Raw genomic sequence first — 16,729 nt, 5'->3', positions numbered from 1 at the left:
CGTTTCCGGAACCTCTCATGCCCGAGCATCGGCCTTCATCCTTCGCGACCACCACCCAGGTGGTCGCCATCGTCCTGTTCACCTTCATCGGCTACCTGAACATCGGCATCCCCCTGGCCGTGCTGCCTGGCTACGTGCACAACGACCTGGGCTTCAGCGCCGTGGTCGCGGGCCTGGTGATCAGCGTGCAATACCTGGCCACCCTGCTCAGCCGCCCTACCGCCAGCCGTATCATCGACAACCTCGGCAGCAAGAAGGCAGTCATGTACGGCCTGTTCGGCTGCGGACTGAGCGGCGTGTTCATGCTGGCCTGCAGCTTCCTTACTCACCTGCCCTGGCTGAGCCTGATCTGCCTGTTCATCGGCCGCCTGGTGCTGGGCAGCGCCGAGAGCCTGGTGGGCTCGGGCTCGATCGGCTGGGGGATCGGCCGGGTCGGTTCGGAAAATACCGCCAAGGTGATCTCCTGGAACGGCATCGCCAGCTATGGCGCATTGGCCATCGGCGCCCCGCTTGGGGTACTGATGGTCAAGCACCTGGGGCTGTGGAGCATGGGCGCGAGCATCATCCTGCTGGGCGCGATCGGTTTGCTGCTGGCCTGGCCCAAGCGTGCCGCGCCGGTGGTGGCAGGGGTGCGACTGCCGTTCCTGCGGGTGCTGGGCAAGGTCTTCCCGCATGGCTCGGGGCTGGCCCTGGGCTCGATCGGTTTCGGCACCATCGCCACCTTCATCACCTTGTACTACGCCAGCCGCGACTGGCCCGATGCCGCGCTGACCCTGAGCCTGTTCGGTGCCAGCTTCATCTGTGCGCGACTGCTGTTTGGCAACCTGATCAACCGTATCGGCGGTTTTCGCGTGGCTATCGCCTGCCTGTCGGTGGAAACCCTGGGGTTGCTGATGCTCTGGCTGGCGCCGACACCCGGCTTGGCCCTGGCGGGTGCAGCGTTGAGCGGCTTCGGGTTCTCGCTGGTGTTCCCGGCGCTGGGGGTGGAGGCGGTCAACCAGGTATCGGCGGCCAACCGCGGCGCGGCGGTGGGGGCCTACTCGCTGTTCATCGACCTGTCGCTGGGCATCACCGGACCGTTGGTGGGCGCCGTGGCGGCTGGCTTCGGCTTTGCCTCGATTTTCCTGTTCGCGGCAGCGGCAGCGGGATGCGGGCTGGTGTTGAGCTTGTACCTGTATCGCCAGGCGCAGCGGATGCGCCAAAGTGCACATCAATCCTGATTCGGCTGTAGCTTCACCGGCCGCATCGCCGGCAAGCCGGCTCCCACAGGGTTAGCGCATGGCTCGGGCTTATGCGATCAGAGTGGGAGCCGGCTTGCCGGCGATTGGGCCGCATAGCGGCCCCGACAATATCACTAGCGCTGGGCGTACTGCAGCACCACTTCCAGCGGGTGGCGCAGCTGCTTCTCGGTCATGCGCTTGACCTGGCTGCGGCATGAATACCCGGTCGCCAGTGCCTCCCCCGCCTTGTCCAGCTTGGTCGCCCAGGACTGCTCGAAGATGGTTTTCGAGGCCTCCTGGTTACGCGCCTCGTGCCCATAGGTACCAGACATGCCGCAGCAGCCGGTGGCCTCGGTGACCAGCTTCAGCCCCAGGCGGGCGAATACCTGCTCCCACTGCCTGGTGCTGGCCGGCACATTGGTCTTCTCGGTGCAGTGGGCCATCAGGCGGAAGCTGTCGGCCTTGAACGGCGCCTGCTCGGGCAGCACGTTCATCAGCCACTCCTGGGGCAGCAGTACCGACGGGCACTCCACGCCATCGACCTTCTGGTACTCCTGGCGATAGACCAGGGTCATCGCCGGGTCCAACCCCACCAGCGGCACGCCGCAGTCGGCCAAGGCCTTGAGCTGGGTGGCGTTGCGGACCGCCGCCTTGGCGAAGGCACCGAGGAAACCCTGCACATGCAGAGGCTTGCCGTTGGCGCTGTAGGGCGCGAGGAACACCTTGTGCCCCAGGCGATGGGCCAGCTCGATGAACGAGGCCAGCAGTGGCGTCTCGAAATAGCGGGTGAAGGCGTCCTGCACCAGCACGATGCTGCGCTCGCGCTGGGCCGGGGTCAGCTCACGCAGCGCGGGCACGCTGGCGACCTGAACACGGCAACGGGTCAAAGTAGCCTGGAAGTTGAAACGACTGATCAGCGGGCTGTCGACCATGCCGACCTTGTCCGCCAGCAGCCTGCTCACCCACTTCGAGCCCATCACCGCGTTGTACAGGCCCGGCGCATGGGCCAGGTACGGGATGGTGAACTCCAGCGAGCCGATCAGGTAGTCGCGCAGCGGACGCTGGTAGCGGCCGTGGTACAGCTCGAGGAAGCGTGAGCGGAAGTCCGGCACGTTGACCTTGATCGGGCACTGCCCCGCGCAGGACTTGCACGCCAGGCAGCCGGCCATGGCGTCGTAAACCTCGTGGGAGAAGTCGTGCTGCCCCTGCTGTTGCGCACGGCTGTTGCGCAGCCGCGCTGGCAACCCCTTGAGCCAGGAGGCCTTGCGCTGGGCGGCGGCGAGCACATCGATGTTCGCCTCGCCCTGCAGGCGCAGCCACTCACGGATCAGCGAGGCACGGCCCTTGGGCGAGTGCTGGCGTTCGCGGGTGGCCTTCCACGACGGGCACATGGCGTCGTTGGGGTCGTAGTTGTAGCAGGCGCCGTTGCCGTTGCAGTGCACGGCGCTGCCGAAGCTCTGCCACACGCGCTCATCGATGCTGCGGTCCAGGTCGCCGCGCAGGGTCACGCCATCCACCGGGGTCAGGCCTTCGGCGCTGTCAGGCGGGGTGCAGATCTTGCCCGGGTTGAGCTGGTTGTGCGGGTCGAACGCGCCCTTGAGGCGCTGCAGCGCCGGGTACAGCTCGCCGAAGTACTCCGGCACGTACTCCGAGCGCAGGCCCTTGCCGTGCTCGCCCCACAGCAGGCCGCCATAGCTCTTGGTCAGCGCCGCCACGGCATCGGAGATCGGCTTGACCAGCGCGGCCTGGGCCGGGTCTTTCATGTCGAGCGCCGGGCGCACGTGCAGCACACCGGCATCGACATGGCCGAACATGCCGTAGGCCAAGCCATAGCCATCGAGCAATGCACGGAAGTCGGCAATGTAATCGGCCAACTGCTCCGGTGGCACAGCAGTGTCCTCGACGAACGGCTGCGGGCGCACTTCGCCCTCGACGTTGCCCAGCAGCCCCACCGAGCGCTTGCGCATCACATAGACGCGGGTCACCGCTTCGGCGCCTTCGGCCAGGGTGTGGCCCAGGCGCTCGACACCCTTGTCCGCCTGCAGGTGCGCGACGAAGGCCTGGACCCTGGCGTTGACCTCGTCCGGTTCGTCACCGCAGAACTCCACCAGGTTGATGCCCAGGGTCGGGCGCTCGGGGTCGGCCGGGAAGTATTCGGCGACGCTGTGCCAGACGATGTCCTTCATCGCCAGCATCAGCACCTTGGAGTCTACGGTCTCGATCGACAGCGGCTTGTGCGCCATCAGCGCATTGGCGTCGCGCAGGGCGTCCATGAAGCTGGTGTAACGCACGTTGACCAGCACCGCGTACTTGGGGATCGGCAACACATTGAGCTTGGCTTCGACCACATAGCCCAGCGAGCCCTCGGCCCCGCACAGCACGCTGTTGAGGTTGAAGCGGCCCTGATCGTCGCGCAGGTGCGCCAGGTCGTAGCCGGTCAGGCAGCGGTTGAGCTTGGGGAAGGTGCTCTCGATCAGCTCGCCCTGGGTTTCCTGGATCTCGCGGGCCATGCGGTACACCTCGCCGAGCCGGCCTGGGGCGGCGCAGGCCTGCTCCAGCGCCGCATCGTCGATCGGCAGGCTGTGCAGGCGCTCACCGCCGAGCAGCACGCTGTGCAATTCGAGCACGTGGTCGCGGGTCTTGCCGTAGGTGCAGCTGCCCTGGCCACTGGCGTCGGTGTTGATCATGCCGCCGACGGTGGCGCGGTTGGAGGTGGACAGCTCCGGGGCGAAGAACAGCCCGTGGGGCTTGAGCGCGGCATTCAGCTGGTCCTTGACCACACCCGCCTGCACCCGCACCCAACGCTGCTCGACGTTGATTTCAAGGATGCTGTTCATATGCCGCGACAGGTCGACGACGATGCCGTCGGTCAGCGACTGGCCGTTGGTGCCGGTACCACCGCCACGCGGGGTCAGCCTGATGTTACGAAAACGCGGCTCGGCCATCAGCGTGGCGACCCGCGCCACGTCGTCGGCGTCCAGCGGGAACACCGCCGCCTGGGGCAGGCGCTGGTAGATCGAGTTGTCGGTGGCCAGCACGGTGCGGGTGCCGTAGTCGGCGCTGATCTGGCCACGGAAGCCGCTGTTCTTCAGGGCGTCGAGGAATTCGGGGTATTGGGCGGCGGGCGCGCGGGGCGGCAGCTGGGCGATCATCGAAGGATGCCTCTTTGATATCGGCTAATTCACGGAAATCTTGTCGCTCCGGCATGAATGGATCATGGGAGGATTTCGAATGCGTCAATGTTCCTGTAGTTTCGCGCCAGGGGCAAACGGATATTCCTGCCGCTATCGATGAGCTTTATGAATGAATTACCGCCACCTCACCCCTTCGATGTCGCTCTTGCTGGCTTTCGAGGCCGCCGCGCGGCATGAAAGCTATACCCGCGCCGCCGCCGAGCTGTCGCTGACCCAGAGCGCGGTTAGCCGGCAGGTGCAGGCACTGGAGCAACAGCTGGGGCTCACCCTGTTTCGCCGCGAAGGGCGTCAGGTGCAACTGACCGACGTCGGCCGCCTCTACCAGCGCGAACTCAGCGAAGCCCTCGGGCGCATCCGCAGCGCCACCCTGCAGGCCTTGGCCTATCAGTCGGGCGTCGGCACCCTGCGCCTGGCAACGCTGCCGACCTTCGGCTCGAAATGGCTGCTACCGCGCCTGCATGCCTTCTACGGTGCTCACCCCGGCATGCTGGTGCACATACATTCACGTATCGAAGCCATCAACTTCGACACCAGCGAAATCGACGCGGCCATCGGCGTTGCCAGCCATGACCTGCCCGGGCTGATCTGCCATCGCCTGCATGCCGAGGAACTGGTGGTGATCCTGCCACCCGAAGCCAATGCGGATGGCCAATGGAGCCCGCAAAGGATCAGTGAGGAAGTGCTGCTCAACGTCGCCAATAACCCCCATGCCTGGGGTGAGTGGTTTTCCCACCATGCCCTGCCCCACCGGGCGATGCGCCTTGGGCCAAGTTTCGAGCTGACCTCGCATTTGATTCAGGCAGTTCGGGCAGGCATAGGCATTGGCCTGGTGCCCAGGATCCTGGTGCAGGAGGAACTGGCCAGCGGCGAACTGTTCAGCCCGGGCACACCGTTTGCCAGCCAGCGCAGCTACTACCTGATCTATCCGCCCAGGAACGAGGCATTGCCATCGTTGCGAGCGTTCCGTGGCTGGTTGCTCGAACAGATCTGAGGCCGGCACAGGCAACAGAAAACCCGATGCCGGTTACTCGGCATCGGGTTTCTTGTTGGTGCGCCTCAGCGCTTACTTGGCGATGCTGCCGGCAGTGCCATTGGCCTGGGAGCCACGCTTGCTCTTGAGCTGGTAGGCCACATACATCACCACCAGCCACACCGGCATCGCATACACCGACACCTGGATGCCCGGAATCTGCAGCATGATGCCCAGGATCAGCACCACGAACGCCAGCACCAGGTAGTTGCCGTACGGGTACCACAGCGCCTTGAACAGCGGCTTCTGGCCGGTGCGGTCAAGGTGCTGGCGGAACTTCAGGTGCGAGTAGCTGATCATTGCCCAGTTGATCACCAGGGTCGCCACCACCAGCGACATCAGCAGCTCCAGGGCATTCTGCGGCATCAGGTAGTTGAGCAGCACCGCGATCAGGGTCACGGCCGCCGAGACCAGGATCGAACGTACCGGCACGCCGCGGCGGTCGACCTTGGCCAGCGCCGCCGGCGCATCACCTTGCTCGGCCATGCCCAGCAGCATGCGGGCGTTGCAGTAGGTGCCGCTGTTGTACACCGACAGCGCCGCGGTCAGGACCACGAAGTTCAGCAGGTGGGCCGCCACGTCGCTGCCCAGCAACGAGAACACCTGGACGAACGGGCTGCTGCCGTAGCTGCCGCCGGAGGCGTCGATGCTCGCCACCAGGTTGTCCCACGGGGTCAGCGACAGCAGCACCACCAGGGCGCCGACATAGAAGATCAGGATGCGGTAGATAACCTGGTTGATCGCCTTGGGGATCACGGTCTTCGGCTTGTCGGCCTCGGCGGCGGTGAAACCGAGCATCTCCAGGCCACCGAAGGAGAACATGATGAACGCCAACGCCATCACCAGCCCGCTGACACCGTGCGGGAAGAAACCACCATGGGCCCACAGGTTGGTCACCGAGGCTTCAGGACCGCCGCTACCGCTGGTCAGCAGGTAGGCACCCAGGCCGATCATGCTGACGATGGCCACCACCTTGATGATGGCGAACCAGAATTCGGCTTCGCCGAAGAACTTCACGTTCATCAGGTTGATCGCGTTGATCAGCAGGAAGAACGCCGCCGCGGTTACCCAGGTCGGAATCTCCGGCCACCAGTAGTGGACGTACTTGCCCACCGCCGACAGTTCCGACATGCCCACCAGGATGTACAGCACCCAGCAGTTCCAGCCCGACAGGAAGCCGGCGAAACCGCCCCAGTACTTGTGTGCGAAATGGCTGAAGGAGCCGGCCACCGGCTCTTCGACGATCATCTCGCCGAGCTGGCGCATGATCATGAAGGCGATGAAGCCGCAGATCGCATAGCCGAGGATCATCGACGGACCGGCGGACTTCATCACACCGGCCGAGCCCAGGAACAACCCGGTGCCGATGGCGCCGCCCAGGGCGATCAATTGGATATGGCGGTTCTTCAAGCCACGCTTGAGTTCGCCGGACTGTGAGTTATGTCCACTCATGAACGAAGTCACCTGCTTGTTTTTATCTGTGACGGAATCGGACCCACCGCACTCGTGGCGCAGCGGAATGGGCAAGGTGGTTACCTTGGATACTTGTGACGGGAAATCGCTCGTGGCCTTGGTGGCCAGGGGCGGATCAACCGGGTGTCAGCAAGCGTGCGCGGTACGCAAGGGAGTCACAGGTAAAACGCGGCGCATTGTATACCCCTGCAAACGCGCAGGCGTCAACGCGTTGCATCGTTTCCTGTGGAAAAAACGCAGCGTTCCTGGGGTGAAGGCCTGAAAAGGCGGAGTGATCGGCGTGCATGGCGCCTCCATTTTGTTGTTTTAAGTGCCTGGCGATCCTGCCTGGCTCTGCACACGGCAATGGCGCTATCTCAGCGCTTGGGCGGGGGTTTGGGAAGGGGGTGGAGGGGGCCGGGGAGGCTCTGGCGCGCAGGCTTTGGAAAGATTTTGTGACGAAGAACGGAAAAGCACGGGCAAGCCGGGGAAAACGCCAAGAATCGTATAGTTTTCTTTACAAGGTGGTTTGAAAATTTGCCACCGGTCGGGAAATTTTCTGTCCGTTCAGGTACTTGAGCAGCGATGGGCCATTTACCGCAGACACAAAAAAGCCAGCCCGAAGGCTGGCTCTCACGCTACCGGACCGAATCAGCCGCGCGGCTTGCCGCGACCACGGCCTGCCGGCTTGTCGCCTTCAGGACGGGACGGACGCTTGCGCATCTCGCTCGGACGCTCGGCCACCGTGCTGCCACGGTTGCCCTTGCGCGGCGCTGCGTCTTCACGCGGCGCACGTGCCGGACGCTCGGCTTGGCCTTCGGCGGCAGGACGCAGGGTGCGCACGCGCTCGCCACGCCCCAGCGGGCGGGTCGACTTGCGCTGCAGGCGCTCGAGCTTGTCCTTGGCCTTGAGCTTCATTTCCGGCAGTGCCACCGGCTGCAGGCCGACTTCCGCGGCGAGAATGTCGATCTCGCCCTGGCTCATTTCGCGCCAGCGGCCCATCGGCAGGTCGGAGTTGAGGAACACCGGGCCGAAACGCACGCGCTTCAGGCGGCTGACCACCACGCCCTGGGATTCCCACAGACGACGCACCTCACGGTTGCGACCTTCCATCACCACGCAGTGGTACCAGTGGTTGAAGCCTTCGCCACCTGGCGCCTTCTGGATATCGGTGAACTTGGCCGGGCCATCCTCGAGCACCACGCCGGCCTTGAGCCGGTCGACCATATCGTCGTCGACTTCGCCGCGCACACGCACTGCGTACTCGCGGTCCATTTCATAGGACGGGTGCATCAGGCGGTTGGCCAGCTCACCGTCGGTGGTGAACAGCAGCAGGCCGGTGGTGTTGATGTCCAGGCGGCCGATGTTGATCCAGCGGCCCTCTTTCGGCCGCGGCAGACGGTCGAACACGGTCGGGCGGCCTTCCGGGTCGTCACGGGTGCAGATCTCGCCGTCGGGCTTGTTGTACATGATCACGCGGCGGGTCGCCTCGGCGGCCTCGACGCGCTTGATCAGCTTGCCGTCGACGGTAATGGCGTCGTGCAGGTCGACGCGCAGGCCGAGGGTGGCCTCGACGCCGTTGACCTTGATGCGGCCCTGGCCGATCCAGGCCTCGACGTCACGGCGCGAGCCGACGCCGATACGCGCCAGTACCTTCTGCAGCTTTTCGCCGGACGGCGGGGTAGGTTGTTGGTCTTGCAGGTCTTTGTCACTCATCTGGGCACCTCCCGGTGTAGTAGTGAAAGCGGGCGCGCATCATACGCGGTTCAGCAAGGGAACGCACTGGAGGGTAGAAGGTTTTTGCCGATCGCCCAACAGATTCCGCCCAAAGGCGCAAGCCGGCGTCCACAGAGCTGGGCTGTCAGGCCTTTGGTTCGTCCTCGGGCTCGATGGAAGCCTCATCGCGCAAATCATCGAAATCGATCTTGAGCCCTTCCTCCATCGCATCCAGCTCCACCAGCAGCGAGCGGAAGCTGGTCTCCTCCTTCGGCTCGATTTCCTCGCCCTCCTCGCCCAGGCTGGCATCGGCCAGGGCTTGCAGGTGAGCGGGCACCGGCGCCTCGTCCGGATCGACCTCGGGTTCCACCTCCAGCTCGCGCAGCTCGGCCAACGCCGGTAGCTCATCGAGGCTCTTGAGATTGAAATGATCGAGGAATGCCTTGGTGGTGGCGAACATCGCCGGTCGCCCAGGCACCTCGCGGTAGCCGACGATGCGGATCCACTCGCGCTCCATGAGCGTCTTGATGATGTTGCTGTTGACCGCCACGCCCCGCACGTCCTCGATCTCGCCACGGGTGATGGGCTGGCGGTAGGCGATCAGCGCCATGGTTTCCAGCAGCGCGCGGGAATAGCGCTGCGGACGCTCCTCCCAGAGTCGGCCGACCCAGGGCGCGTAGTCCTCGCGGATCTGCAGGCGATAGCCGGTGGCCACTTCCTTGAGTTCGAAGGCGCGGCCAGTGCAGGACTTGCCCAGCACCTCCAGGGCCTTCTTGAAAACGGCGGGGGCCGGGCGCTCGGCCTCCTCGAACAGCTCGTACAGGCGCTCGAGGGATTGCGACTTGCCCGAGGCAAGCAGGAAGGCCTCGATCAACGACGCCAGTTCACGGGGTTCGTTCAGGTTCATCGGTAGTTGTCAGGTCATTCTGCCCGGGCACGGACGTGAATCGGGGCGAAGGGCTCATTCTGCACCAGTTCGATCAAGGATTCCTTCACCAGCTCGAGAATCGCCATGAAGGTCACCACCACGCCGAGCTTGCCCTCCTCGCGGGTGAACAGCTCGACGAAGGGCACGAAGGCACCGCCCTTGAGGCGGTCGAGCACTTCGCTCATGCGTTCGCGGGTCGACAGCACCTCCCGGGTGATCTGGTGGCTCTCGAACAGGTCGTTGCGGCGCATGACCTCGGCCATGGACAGCAGGATCTCTTCCAGCGCCACCTCCGGCAACAACTTGCGCACCTTGGCCTGCGGAGCCTCCAGGCGCGGCACGACGATTTCGCGTCCGACCCTGGGCAACTCGTCGATACCTTCGGCGGCGGCCTTGAACCGCTCGTACTCCTGCAGCCGGCGAATCAGTTCGGCACGCGGGTCCCCCTCCTCCTCCTCGACCTCGCCGGAACGCGGCAGCAGCATGCGCGACTTGATCTCGGCGAGCATGGCGGCCATCACCAGGTATTCGGCCGCAAGCTCCAGGCGCACGCTCTTCATCAGCTCGACATAGCTCATGTACTGGCGAGTGATCTCGGCCACGGGGATGTCGAGAATGTCCACGTTCTGCTTGCGGATCAGGTACAGCAACAGGTCCAGCGGGCCTTCGAAGGCTTCGAGGAAGACTTCCAGGGCGTCCGGCGGGATGTACAGGTCGACCGGCATCTCGGTCAGGGCTTCGCCGTAGACCAGGGCCAGTTGCAGCTGGAACGGCGTCTGCGCCTCTGCGGCCGGCGCCTCGGGGGCTTGTACCTGGCTCACGCGTTGACCAGGAACGGCGTCGGATCCCCGCAGCCTTCACGGATAAGCTCGGGCTCGTCACCGGACAGGTCGATGACGGTCGAGGCCTTCAGGTCGCCGAAGCCGCCGTCGATGATCAGGTCGACGTGGTGCTCCAGGCGCTGGCGGATCTCGTAGGGGTCGGTCATCGGCTCCTCGTCGCCTGGCAGAATGAGGCTGACGCTCATCAGCGGTTCGCCCAGCTCCTCGAGCAGGGCCAGGACGATGGGGTTGGACGGCACGCGCAGGCCAATGGTGCGGCGCTTGTCGTGCATCAGCAGGCGCGGCACCTCGCGGGTGGCGTTGAGGATGAAGGTGTACGGGCCCGGAATGTGGGCCTTGAGCAGGCGGAACGTCGCCGTGTCGATCTTGGCGAAGGTGCCCATCTCGGACAGGTCGCAGCACAGCAGGGTGAAGTTGTGGTGCTTGTCCAGCTGGCGCAGGCGGCGCACGCGCTCGATGGCAGCCTTGTCACCGATCTGGCAGCCCATGGCATAGGCCGAGTCGGTCGGATAGACCACCACCCCACCCTTGCGGATGATCTCGACAGCCTGTTTGATCAGGCGCGTCTGCGGGTTCTCCGCATGAATCTGGAAAAATTGGCTCACGAAGTCGTCCTGTTCATACCGCCATAGGCTGTTCATGTCGGAATCGGCGCCACAGGGGTGGCAGGTCCTCAGGCAATGGCCGGTAGGCACCGATCTCGCCCCAGGTGCCAGGGCCGTGGAAGTCGCTGCCGGCGCTTGCCAGCAGGCCGAACTCACGGGTGAGGATCGACATCGTCCCCACCTGCTCGGGCGGCATCATCCCGTTGACCACTTCCAGTGCCTGCCCTCCAGCCTGAATATAGTCGGCAATCAGCCGTCTGCGCTTGCTGCGGGTCAGTTCGTAGTGCATGGGATGGGCCAGGCTCACCCACGCATTGGACTCACGCAGCGTCGCGACAGTTTCCTCAAGCGTCGGCCAGTGCAGCTTGACGTCGCCCAGCTTGCCGGCACCCAGCCACTTGCGGAACGCCTCGCCGCGGTCCTTGACGAAGCCGGCGCGGACCATGAACTCGGCGAAATGCGGGCGCGCCGGGGCGTTGCCGCTGTCGCCCAGTTCCTGCTGCACGGCCCGCGCGCCGTCCAGCGCGCCGGGCATGCCCTTGGCCGCCAGCTTGCGGTCGATTTCCTCGGCGCGCAGCCAACGACCACGGTGCAGGTTGGCGATGGCATCGAGCAACGGCGGCGCGTCGAGAGGGAAGTCGTAGCCCAGCACATGAATGGTGGCGCCGCCCCAGGTGCACGACAGCTCCACGCCGCTGACCCACTGCATGCCGTTGTCCAGGCACGCCTGGCGCGCCTCCGGCAGGCCTTCGAGGGTGTCATGGTCGGTGAGCGAGAGCGTGCGCACCCCGTGCTCATGGGCCCGGGCGACCAGTGCCGTGGGCGACAGGGCGCCGTCGGAGGCCGTGCTGTGACAGTGCAGATCAACATTCATGGAGGAGCGCTTTCGCAGGAATCGATGTTTGTTATTATGCCGTCACATCCCGCTTCTGGCTGCCACTGTGAAACAATTCATCGATTTCATCCCGCTGCTGCTGTTCTTCATCGTCTACAAGCTTGACCCGCGCCCGGTCGAATTCGCCGGCCACGGCTTCGAGTTCGGCGGGATCTACAGCGCCACCGCCATGCTGATCGTCAGCTCCGTGGTGGTCTACGGCGCGCTGTTCCTGCGCCACGGCAAGCTGGAGAAGGGCCAGTTGCTGACCCTGGTCGCCTGCCTGGTGTTCGGTGGCCTGACCCTGGCCTTCCACAGCGAGACCTTCCTCAAGTGGAAGGCGCCGGTGGTCAACTGGCTGTTCGCCCTGGCGTTCGCCGGCAGCCACTTCATCGGTGACCGGGTGCTGATCAAACGCATCATGGGCCATGCCCTGACACTTCCAGAAACAGTGTGGAACCGCCTGAACGTGGCGTGGATCGCCTTCTTCCTGGTGTGCGGCGCCGCCAACCTGTTCGTCGCCTTCACCTTCCAGGACATCTGGGTCGACTTCAAGGTATTCGGCAGCCTGGGCATGACCGTGCTGTTCCTGGTGGCCCAGGGTGTCTACCTGTCGCGCCACCTGCACGATGCCGACCCCTCCACCTCCAAACCCAAGGACTGACATGCTCTACGCCATCATCGCCAGCGACGTCGAAAACTCCCTGGAAAACCGCCTGGCCGCCCGCCCCGCGCATATCGAACGCCTGCAGCAGCTCAAGGCCGAAGGCCGTGTGGTGCTCGCCGGCCCGCACCCGGCCATCGACAGCAACGACCCGGGCGCCGCCGGCTTCAGCGGCAGCCTGATCGTCGCCGAGTTCGACTCCCTGGCCGCCGCCCAGGCCTGGGCCGACGCCGATCCGTACATCGCCGCGGGCGTGTACGCCCAGGTCGTGGTCAAGCCGTTCAAGCAAGTCCTGCCGTAACAGGCTTTACCGGGACGGGCTTCGCAGCGGCAAGCCCGCCCCCACGAAGCCGCTCCCTGCTACACCCCGCGCGGCACTATTCATAAAATCCGACGACTGGCCGACAACCTCCTGAATCGATACGAATCAGGAGTTCCAATGCGTCAAGGTCCGATGTCCCTGCTGCTTTGCCTGTTGCTGCTGTCCCCTTTCGCCGCGGCCGAACAGCCGCTGTCGCTGGAAGCCGGGGCGCGGATCACCGACTTGCAGCAGCGTCTGGAAGAGAGCGAGAAACAGCGCGCGGCGCTGACCCAGCAACTGCAGAACCAGGACAGCGAGCGTGAAAGCGCCCAGCTCGCCCGCCTGCGCCAGGACAACCAGCGCCTGAAGCTGACGATCAAGGAACTGCAGGCAGGCGCCAGCGCCCCGCAAAGCCCGCTGACCGACCAGCAGCAATGGTTCCTGATCGGCTCGGTCGTTGCACTGTTGTCCGCAGTCTGCGGTATCTTAGCCAGCGGCGGACACAGAAGACGCCGGCAATGGTTGAATTGAGTGAGAAATGAGCGAGCTGTTACTGATTGATGATGACCAGGAACTGTGCGAGCTGCTCGGCAGCTGGCTGACCCAGGAAGGGTTTGCGGTGCGCGCCTGCCACGATGGCCAGAGTGCGCGCCAGGCCTTGGCCACCCACGCCCCGGCGGCGGTGGTGCTGGATGTCATGCTGCCCGACGGCAGCGGCCTGGAACTGCTCAAACAGCTGCGCAGCGAACACACCGACCTGCCGGTGCTGATGCTTTCGGCCCGCGGCGAGCCGCTGGATCGCATCCTTGGCCTGGAACTGGGCGCCGACGACTACCTGGCCAAGCCCTGCGACCCGCGCGAGCTCACCGCCCGCCTGCGCGCGGTGTTGCGCCGCAGCCACCCCAGCGCGCCCAGCAGCCAGGTGGAGATCGGCGACCTGATCTTCAGCCCGGTACGCGGCGTGGTCAGCATCGACCAGCGCGAGATGACCCTCACGCTGTCGGAAAGCCGCATCCTCGAAGCCTTGCTGCGCCAACCCGGCGAGCCGCTGGACAAGCAGGAACTGGCGCAGATCGGCCTGGGCCGCAAGCTCACGCTTTATGACCGCAGCCTGGACATGCATGTCAGCAACCTGCGCAAGAAGATCGGGCCGCACCCGGATGGCCGCCCGCGCATCGTCGCCCTGCGCAGCCGCGGCTATTACTACAGTCTGTAGGAAATCCGGGGCCGCTGCGCGGCCCTGTCATCTTTACCCAGCCTTTACCCTCGCCTGACCGCCCTTGACCTTGATCTCCCTAGACTGGGCTCATCCGGTAACCACCGGCCCCTGAAAGGAGAGACACCATGCGCAAGACCCTTATCGCCCTGATGTTCGCCGCCGCCCTGCCGACCGTGGCCATGGCCATGCCCGAAGGCGGCCCGCGCCACGACGGCCCGCATCATCGCGGTGACGCGCCTTTCGCCCAGCTGGACCTGAGCCGCGATCAGCGCCAGCAGATCGGCAAGCTGATGGGCGAGCAGATGAAGCAGCGCCGCGACATCAACGAACGCTACATCGCCAAGCTGCCGGCCGCCGAGCAGAAAGCCCTGAAGGACGAGCTCAAGGCCAGCCACGACAAGACCGAAGGCCAGATCCGCGCCTTGCTCAAGCCCGACCAGCAGAAGAAATTCGACGACCTGCAGAAGGAACGCGCCGCGCGCAAGGCCGAGTGGCAGGAGTTCCAGGCCTGGAAGGCTGAAAAAACCGGCAAGGCCCAGTAAGCTGTCAGCCCGATGCCCGGCCCGCTTCCCAGCGCGCCGGGCTTTCGCCATTTCCTGGAGGTGCTTGTCTTGCGTTCACTGTTCTGGCGCATCCTGGCCAGCTTCTGGCTGGCCATCGCCCTGGTCGCCGGGCTGTCGATCCTGCTCGGGCACATGCTCAACCAGGACACCTGGATCCTCAGCCGCCATCCGGGCCTGAACAACCTGGCCAGCCACTGGGCCCAGCACTACGAACAGGAAGGCCTGGAGTCGTCGCAACGCTTCCTGGAACGGCGCAAGCAGCGCTACAAGATCGACGTGCAGGTGCTCGACGACAGCGGCGATGCCGTGGTACCCGGCACCTTCCCGCGCCGCGCCGCCGCCTTCGAGGCACGCCAGCACAACGACGAACGTCGCCTGCCGTGGCGCCGCCTGACCGAGGAATACACCAGCCCCGGCAGCGGTGAGACCTACCTGCTGATCTACCGTATCCCCCACCCGGAGCTGGCCGCCTGGCACCGCGAAAGCCTGATCTGGCCGCTCAGCGCCCTGGGCATAGCCTTGGTGGTGCTGACCCTGTTCAGCCTGCTGGTAACCCTGTCGATCACCCGCCCGCTCAGCCGTCTGCGCGGCGCCGTGCACGACCTGGGGCAGACCAGCTACCAGCAGAACAGCCTGGCGCGGCTGGCCGTGCGCCGCGACGAGTTCGGCGTGCTGGCCAACGACTTCAACAAGATGGGCGCACGCCTGCAGAGCCTGATCGGCAGCCAGCGTCAGCTGCTGCGCGATGTGTCCCACGAACTGCGTTCGCCACTGGCCCGGCTGCGCATCGCCCTGGCCCTGGCCGAGCGCGCCGAACCGGAACAGCGTCAGGCCCTGTGGCCACGCCTGACCCGCGAATGCGATCGTCTGGAAGACCTGATCAGCGAAATCCTCGTGCTCGCCCGGGTCGATGCCGAGCAGGCGCATGCGGAGCCGGTGGACCTCAATGCCTTGCTGGGCGGCGTGCGCAAGGATGCCCAGTTGTCAGCGCCGGATCAGGAGGTGCGTCTGGAGATGCAGCCGGGCCTGACCCTGCAAGGCTGGCCGACGCTGATCGAGCGGGCGGTGGACAACCTGCTGCGCAATGCGCTGCGCTTCAATCCGGCCGGGCAGCCGATCGAGCTGCGCGCCAGCCGCGAACAGGACCGTATCGTGCTGAGCGTGCGCGACCATGGACCGGGGGTGGCGACGGAATATCTGGAGCAGTTGGGGGAGCCATTCTTCCGGGCACCGGGGCAGGAGGCGCCAGGGCATGGGTTGGGTTTGGCGATTGCGCGCAAGGCGGCGGAGCGGCATGGTGGCAGCCTGAAGCTTGCAAACCATCCGCAGGGTGGGTTCGTGGCTACGCTGGAGCTGCCCAATGAAGTTAGCGCTGGCTGACTGATACAGGGGCCGCCGCGCAGCGGCCCCACTCAATCACTCGCCCCAGGCGCTGACGTACTCGGCAGTTTCCAGGATCGGCGCGGTGCGTGGCTCGGCCATTGGCGTGCCGACATACAGGTAACCGATCAGCTCTTCGTTCTCGGCAAGCCCCAGCCCCTTGTGCACATGGGCGTCGAAGGCCATGTCGCCGGTGCGCCATACCGCGCCGATACCCTGGGCATGGGCGGCGATCAGGATGCCATGGGCGGCGCAGCCGGCGGCCAGGCGCTGCTCGATCTTCGGCACCTTGAAGTGATCCTGCAGCCGGGCGATCACCACGATCAGCAACGGCGCGCGCAGCGGCATCGCCCGGGCCTTGTCCAGCGCCGCCTGGGTGGCTTCGCCCTTGGCCTGCACGGCTTCGGCGAACAGCTCGCCGAGCTTTTCCCGGCCCTGCCCTTCGATGGTCAGGAAACGCCAGGGGCGCAGTTGGCCATGGTCAGGCGCACGCAATGCGGCCTGGAACAGCGCCTCGCGCTGGGCGGCATTGGGCGCCGGGTCAGTCAGGCGTGGCACGGAAACACGGTTGAGCAATGCGTCGAGAGCCTCCATGGGCTACCCTCCTGGCAGATTGAAAGTGCGGCCATTCTGCACCATCGAGGGGGATCGTGGGAGCGGGCTTGCCCCGCGATCCGGCCATCGCGGTGCAAGCCCGCTCCGTTGAGGCCAGCAATCGGCGTTTACAAGACCCGGCCCACA

At 65.3% G+C, this 16,729-nt stretch carries 16 protein-coding genes; 8 read left to right on the top strand and 8 right to left on the bottom strand.

All coding sequences use genetic code 11. The annotated features are described in order from the left end of the window. The first annotated feature begins 17 nt into the window (after nt 1-17). Nucleotides 18-1,220: an MFS transporter gene (locus tag AAHK21_RS20965; protein ID WP_367858232.1), complete on the top strand. Its 1,203-nt coding sequence runs from the start codon at nt 18-20 to the stop codon at nt 1,218-1,220. A gap of 134 nt (nt 1,221-1,354) precedes the next feature. On the opposite strand, the gene AAHK21_RS20960 is transcribed toward AAHK21_RS20965, so the two are convergent. After that, nucleotides 1,355-4,372: an FAD-binding and (Fe-S)-binding domain-containing protein gene (locus AAHK21_RS20960; protein ID WP_367858231.1), complete on the bottom strand. Its 3,018-nt coding sequence runs from the start codon at nt 4,370-4,372 to the stop codon at nt 1,355-1,357. Nucleotides 4,373-4,523: 151 nt separating this feature from the next. Here AAHK21_RS20960 and AAHK21_RS20955 point away from each other — a divergent pair, with 151 nt between their 5' ends. Next, nucleotides 4,524-5,405 (top strand): LysR substrate-binding domain-containing protein, encoded by an 882-nt coding sequence (locus AAHK21_RS20955; RefSeq protein WP_038706580.1) that lies wholly within the window; start codon nt 4,524-4,526, stop codon nt 5,403-5,405. 72 nt (nt 5,406-5,477) lie between these two features. Here the strand turns inward: AAHK21_RS20955 and AAHK21_RS20950 are convergent, their stop codons facing one another. From AAHK21_RS20950 to AAHK21_RS20925, 6 genes are all read right to left on the bottom strand, one after another. After that, nucleotides 5,478-6,896 carry an amino acid permease gene (locus AAHK21_RS20950; protein ID WP_367858230.1) on the bottom strand — a complete coding sequence of 473 codons (1,419 nt, stop codon included), beginning with the start codon at nt 6,894-6,896 and terminating at the stop codon, nt 5,478-5,480. A 651-nt stretch (nt 6,897-7,547) separates the two neighbouring features. Continuing rightward, a complete protein-coding gene (gene rluB / locus AAHK21_RS20945) occupies nt 7,548-8,612 on the bottom strand; it encodes a 23S rRNA pseudouridine(2605) synthase RluB (RefSeq protein ID WP_038706581.1) in 1,065 nt (354 codons plus the stop codon). A gap of 145 nt (nt 8,613-8,757) precedes the next feature. After that, the gene (scpB, locus tag AAHK21_RS20940) at nt 8,758-9,519 is read right to left on the bottom strand and encodes an SMC-Scp complex subunit ScpB (protein ID WP_367858229.1); all 762 of its coding nucleotides are present in this window, start codon (nt 9,517-9,519) and stop codon (nt 8,758-8,760) included. A 14-nt stretch (nt 9,520-9,533) separates the two neighbouring features. Beyond that, a complete protein-coding gene (locus AAHK21_RS20935; protein WP_172670920.1) occupies nt 9,534-10,232 on the bottom strand; it encodes a ScpA family protein in 699 nt (232 codons plus the stop codon). Nucleotides 10,233-10,357: 125 nt separating this feature from the next. Continuing rightward, complete coding sequence (locus tag AAHK21_RS20930) at nt 10,358-10,987, bottom strand: L-threonylcarbamoyladenylate synthase (RefSeq protein ID WP_367858228.1); 630 nt, start codon at nt 10,985-10,987, stop codon at nt 10,358-10,360. A gap of 13 nt (nt 10,988-11,000) precedes the next feature. Continuing rightward, nucleotides 11,001-11,861 (bottom strand): PHP domain-containing protein, encoded by an 861-nt coding sequence (locus tag AAHK21_RS20925; RefSeq protein WP_038706583.1) that lies wholly within the window; start codon nt 11,859-11,861, stop codon nt 11,001-11,003. A 67-nt stretch (nt 11,862-11,928) separates the two neighbouring features. Here AAHK21_RS20925 and AAHK21_RS20920 point away from each other — a divergent pair, with 67 nt between their 5' ends. The 6 genes from AAHK21_RS20920 to AAHK21_RS20895 all read left to right on the top strand — a co-directional run bounded on the left by AAHK21_RS20920 (nt 11,929) and on the right by AAHK21_RS20895 (nt 15,988). Then, complete coding sequence (locus AAHK21_RS20920) at nt 11,929-12,525, top strand: septation protein A (RefSeq protein WP_023631974.1); 597 nt, start codon at nt 11,929-11,931, stop codon at nt 12,523-12,525. Between the two features lies 1 nt (nt 12,526). Beyond that, nucleotides 12,527-12,826: a YciI family protein gene (locus AAHK21_RS20915; RefSeq protein ID WP_367858227.1), complete on the top strand. Its 300-nt coding sequence runs from the start codon at nt 12,527-12,529 to the stop codon at nt 12,824-12,826. Nucleotides 12,827-12,964: 138 nt separating this feature from the next. Beyond that, nucleotides 12,965-13,357: a translation initiation factor 2 gene (locus tag AAHK21_RS20910; RefSeq protein WP_367858226.1), complete on the top strand. Its 393-nt coding sequence runs from the start codon at nt 12,965-12,967 to the stop codon at nt 13,355-13,357. Nucleotides 13,358-13,364: 7 nt separating this feature from the next. Beyond that, nucleotides 13,365-14,042, top strand: a complete 678-nt coding sequence (locus tag AAHK21_RS20905; RefSeq protein ID WP_038706585.1) for a response regulator transcription factor — start codon at nt 13,365-13,367, stop codon at nt 14,040-14,042. A 128-nt stretch (nt 14,043-14,170) separates the two neighbouring features. Beyond that, nucleotides 14,171-14,587 carry a Spy/CpxP family protein refolding chaperone gene (locus AAHK21_RS20900; RefSeq protein ID WP_023632412.1) on the top strand — a complete coding sequence of 139 codons (417 nt, stop codon included), beginning with the start codon at nt 14,171-14,173 and terminating at the stop codon, nt 14,585-14,587. A 12-nt stretch (nt 14,588-14,599) separates the two neighbouring features. Next, nucleotides 14,600-15,988 carry an ATP-binding protein gene (locus AAHK21_RS20895; protein ID WP_367858225.1) on the top strand — a complete coding sequence of 463 codons (1,389 nt, stop codon included), beginning with the start codon at nt 14,600-14,602 and terminating at the stop codon, nt 15,986-15,988. Between the two features lie 36 nt (nt 15,989-16,024). Here the strand turns inward: AAHK21_RS20895 and AAHK21_RS20890 are convergent, their stop codons facing one another. Further along, the gene (locus tag AAHK21_RS20890; protein ID WP_038706586.1) at nt 16,025-16,582 is read right to left on the bottom strand and encodes an NAD(P)H nitroreductase; all 558 of its coding nucleotides are present in this window, start codon (nt 16,580-16,582) and stop codon (nt 16,025-16,027) included. Nucleotides 16,583-16,729 lie beyond the last annotated feature (147 nt).

It is taken from the genome of Pseudomonas sp. TE50-2 (assembly GCF_040813665.1).
GTDB lineage: Bacteria > Pseudomonadota > Gammaproteobacteria > Pseudomonadales > Pseudomonadaceae > Aquipseudomonas > Aquipseudomonas soli.
Note: the sequence above shows the minus strand (reverse complement) of the source record. Positions and strands in the feature narration are given on the sequence as shown.